Annotated in this window: 4 protein-coding genes; all 4 read left to right on the top strand. The window is 66.2% G+C overall.

Translation table 11 applies throughout. The features are described from left to right. Positions 1-1,066, top strand: a 1,066-nt coding sequence (locus ACIRA7_RS15220) for a hypothetical protein (protein ID WP_396221692.1), incomplete at its 5' end; no start/stop codon positions are given. Then, positions 1,066-1,875, top strand: a complete 810-nt coding sequence (locus tag ACIRA7_RS15215) for a flagellar hook assembly protein FlgD (RefSeq protein WP_396221691.1) — start codon at positions 1,066-1,068, stop codon at positions 1,873-1,875. The genes ACIRA7_RS15220 and ACIRA7_RS15215, both read left to right, overlap by 1 nt. 30 nt (positions 1,876-1,905) lie before the next feature. Then, complete coding sequence (locus tag ACIRA7_RS15210) at positions 1,906-3,405, top strand: flagellar hook protein FlgE (protein ID WP_396221690.1); 1,500 nt, start codon at positions 1,906-1,908, stop codon at positions 3,403-3,405. Positions 3,406-3,717: 312 nt separating this feature from the next. Further along, entirely contained in the window at positions 3,718-4,284 is a 567-nt protein-coding gene (fliL, locus tag ACIRA7_RS15205) for a flagellar basal body-associated protein FliL (RefSeq protein WP_396221689.1), read from the top strand. The last annotated feature ends 123 nt before the right edge of the window (positions 4,285-4,407 follow it).

Genomic DNA, 4,407 nt, shown 5'->3' with positions numbered 1-4,407 from the left:
GAACGGCGTAGGCTTCGCCCGTCTGCAGGAGATCGCCAAGGAAGAGGGGCTCCGCACGCTGGGCATGAAGGACCCCGGTCACCTCGAGCTCGCCGATCGTGCGGACCGCACGCTGGCGAACGCGGTCCCACAGGCACTCGACAAGGTCTCGGCGGCGTATCAGCGGCAGTCGCCCTCGGCCACGCCCTCGGCCACGCCCTCGGCCACGGCTGCACCGGCCGGCGTCGCGTCGATCGCAACCGTCGCTGAGGTCGCGCAGGTGGCCCGCGTAGCCGGTACCACGCCCACGCCCAATGGCGACGGGGCGGCGGCGTATGTCGCCCAAGCCAGTACGAGCAGGACGACCACCACCGAGCCGAACGGCCGCACCTTCGACCGCAGTGCGCGCGACGACGGCGGGCAGCCGCTCACCTCCGGGCGGAAGCCCGGCACGGGCAAGCCCGAGGTCTCGGATGACGCGTCGGGCTTCGGTGGGGCGCACAGCAGTGCGCACGGCCGCACGCCGTCGACCGATATCGAGCGCACCGCGTCGGTGGCTCCGGCCGCCGGCCGCGAACAGGCCCAGCGGGTCTCGGACGTCCAGGCGATGCGCGCCGATGCACCGGCCACGCCGCTCTCGCGCATGACCCTCAACGTCGACAACGCGAACGGCACGCAGGACCGCATCACCGTCGATCTGCGCGGCAACGCGGTGGACACGTTCATCTCCACCGACGCATCGAGCGCCGAGCGGATGAAGCTGCGCACGGGCGAGTTGCAGGAGTCGCTGGGGCGCCATGGACTGGACGCCGAGAGCGTCCGGATCAGCGCTGGCGCCAAGCAGGAGGCGCCGGATACGTCGCGCGCCCTCGGCAGCGAGCGCGATGCGCTGCGCGCGAGTGGCGCGACGCCGACCACGTCGGGCGAGGGCGCGCAGTCGCAGAGTCAGCGCGACCGGGCAACCGGCCGCGACTGGGAAAAGCAGCAGGATGCGCGCCGCGAGCAGAAGGAGCAGGCGGCCCGCGAGCAGCAGCGCGAGCAGGCGAATCAGCGCGGCTGGCAGAACCTCTTCAACGAGACCAAGTGATGATCACCGCGACGCGGAACGTCGCCCGGGCGTTTGATCCGAACACGATCACGCCGCGCTACGCCACGACGGAGACCACCCAGGGCGCCGCACCGCCGAGCGCCCCGGCCGAGCAGACCACCCCGCTCAGCAGCCTGACCAACCGGAACGCGTTGGGGCAGGACGAGTTCCTCAAGATGCTCGTCGCGCAGCTGAAGAATCAGGATCCGCTGAATCCGATGGACGGCAAGGACATGGCGGCCCAGCTCGCCCAGTTCTCCACCGTCGAGCAGCTGATCGCGATGAACAAGTCGATGGCAGCCCAGACGGCATCGGCGACGGCGACCGCCGACGCGATCGAGGCGCTCGGGACAGCGCAAACCGAGCGCGCCGATGAACTCGCGCAGCTCATCGAAGGACAGATGGCGATGGGCGCCGTCGGCAAGATCGGCGTGACCACCGGCAACACCACCTTCCTCGATAAGGCGGGCCGCGGGACGGTCGTGGTGGATAGCGGCACGGCGAAGGGAACCGGCCGTGTCAGCTTGCTGAACGACCGGGGCCAGACGGTGAGCACCATCAACGTCGGCGACGTGAAGGGCGGGCAGATGTCGTTTGAACTTGGCGACTTTGCCGCGACACCACCGGTCCCGGCGGGGAAGTACACGTACAAGTTCGAGGTCGCAACGGATGGCGGCCCGTGGCAAGCAGCGAAGACGTACACGGCCGGTCGGATTACCGGCATGCGGTACGAAAGCGGCAACCCCATCCTGATCATCGGCGATTCGCTCAGCGTGCCGATGTCGCAGCTCACCCAAGTGCGCAACTGATCGCGACCTGACCCACGAGGAGTACCACAGATGATTCGTTCTCTCTACGCCGGTGTCTCCGGCCTGCGCAACAGCCAAGTGCGCATGGATGTCATCGGCAACAACATCGCGAACGTGAATACGGTGGCCTTCAAGGCCGGCCGGGTGACGTTCAAGGAAGGCTTTACCCAGTTGCTGCAGGGCTCGAGCAGCCCGGTCGGCGATCAGGTCGGGCTCGGCATGCAGGTCGGCTCGATCGACCAGATCTTCAATCAAGGCAACCTGGAAACGACGGGACTGAACACCGACGTCGCGATTCAGGGCGACTCGTTCTTCACGGTCCGCAAGGGTAACCAGAGCTACTACACACGCGCCGGCAACTTCAAGGTCGATGCTGCTGGCCAGCTGGTGTCCCCGGTGAACGGCTTCGCCGTGCAGGGACGGATGTACGAAAACGGTGTGCAGCTGGACGGCATTCGGGATATCACCCTGCCGTTCGCCCAGAAGGTGGCCGCCAAAGCGACGACCGAAGTGGCACTCACCGGAAACCTGAGTGCGTCGGCCCCGGTGTTTCAGGGGAATTTCCAGAATGCCGTGGATCGCGCCCTGCCGGCCAACGCGAAGGCCATGACGGAATCGCAGATCACCGTGTACGACTCGCAGGGCACCAAGCGCGACATCAAGATTCAGATGTGGAAGACCGGCGCGAACACGTGGAATTGGCAGATCGATCCGATCTCCTCGGGGGTGAGCGGGGACTACCAAACCAGCAGCAGCTCGCCGCCGGCGAACATCGCCCTGCCCACACCGCCCACCGGCTATGAGATCCTGCCGGCCAACGTGAAGGTGTACAGCGCGTCCGGGACCGAGTACACGTCGCCGGCCGACTTCAGCGTCGCCGCAGGCCCGCCGCCAGCGGTCCAGTTCACGGCGAGCATGCCGTCGAACTCCCCGATCAAGATCTCGTACTTCATGAGTCCGACCACCGCCACGCCGGGCGAGAACAGCGGCACGTTGACGTTCGATTCGTCCGGTGTCATGAACACCAACGTCTCGGCCGCGATCAATTTCGGCGTGCCGGGTGCCGAACCCGTTCAGCTCAACGTCAAGCTCAATGGCGGCGTGAGCGGCCTGACCCAGTTCGCGTCGACGTCATCCACGGCCGTGCTGCGTGACCAAAACGGATTCACGTCGGGGACGCTGCAGAACTTCAGCATCGATCGGGTCGGACTCATCACCGGCTTCTTCACGAACGGCACGACGCTGTCGTTGGCCCGGATCGTCCTCGCCGACTTCAACAACCCGAGCGGCATGCTCCGGGTCGGCGACAACATGTATCAGGAGTCGGCCAACTCCGGCGTCGCCGTCCTCGGCTTCTCGCAGGAAGGCTCGCAGTCGCAGATCACCAGCGGCGCGCTCGAAATGTCCAACGTCGACCTGGCGCAGGAATTCACGAACATGATCGTGGCGCAGCGCGGCTTCCAGGCCAACGGCAAGGTCGTCTCGACCTCCGACGAGATGCTGCAGGAGCTCATGAGCATCAAGCGATAACCGGGTGACCGGGTAAACCAGCCCGCCCGGACTCGGGCGGCGAGAAGGCGGAGGATGGGGGAACGATTGGTCCCTCATCCTCCGCCTTTGGCGTTGGCGGACCGGCAGAAAGTGCCGCCCCGTGCAAAAAGGACCGGACATTTCCGGTGAGTCGAGGCCGGCAGGCCGCGTGGTGCGATCGCCGGACAAATCCAGTAAGTCATTGCAAAACAATGTTTTATGCGGACAATGCCGGAGGGAATCCGCCGTGGCACCAGACCTGCTCTTATAGGGGTCGAAGATCTCCCTCTGTCCGACTCGACCACGCGATCCATGTCCAATAACTCTCCACAGACTCCTGAAGACGCGCCGGCGGCGCCCACCAAAGCAAAGCTCCCGATGCTGATCGGCATGGTTGCCGTTGGCCTGGCGGTGGGTGGCGGAACCGGGGCGGCCCTGCTCGGACCGATGGTGGCGAAGAAGATGGGCAAGGTCACGCCGATCGTCGCGAGCGCCGATGGCGCGCACGGCGGAGACGCCGCCGCCGAGGGCGGGCACGGTGCGCCCGCTGAAGGCGGGAAGGAAGGCGAAGCGGCGCAGGCCTCCATCCACGTGCTCGACAACATGGTCCTCAACCCGGCCGGAAGCGGTGGCTCGCGCTACCTGCTGCTCACGGTCGCCATCGAAGTGGGCTCGCCCGCGGCGCTCGAGAGCTTCAAGGCGCGCGACGCCGAGTTGCGCGACATCGTGCTGAGCACCCTGGGCATGAAGCAGGTCGAGCAGCTGACGGATATGACGACCCGCGAGCAGTTCAAGACCGAAATCATCAAGGCCATCGACGAGCGCATCGGCAAGAACTCGGTGAAGCGCATCTACTTCCCCCAGTTCGTCGTTCAGTAAGCCCGCCGCACCGACCAGACGATGAGCACCGACTCTCTCAGCCAGATCGACATCGACCGCCTCTTGGACCCGAGTGCGGCACCAGCGCCCAGCAGCAAGGACGCCGGTGTGCCGGTCCAGCTC

Origin of the sequence: Gemmatimonas sp., from assembly GCF_044376735.1 — a bacterium.
In the GTDB taxonomy this organism is placed as follows: Bacteria; Gemmatimonadota; Gemmatimonadetes; order Gemmatimonadales; family Gemmatimonadaceae; genus Gemmatimonas.
The sequence above is the reverse complement of the archived record's forward strand: the minus strand, read 5'-3'. Positions and strand labels throughout refer to the sequence as shown.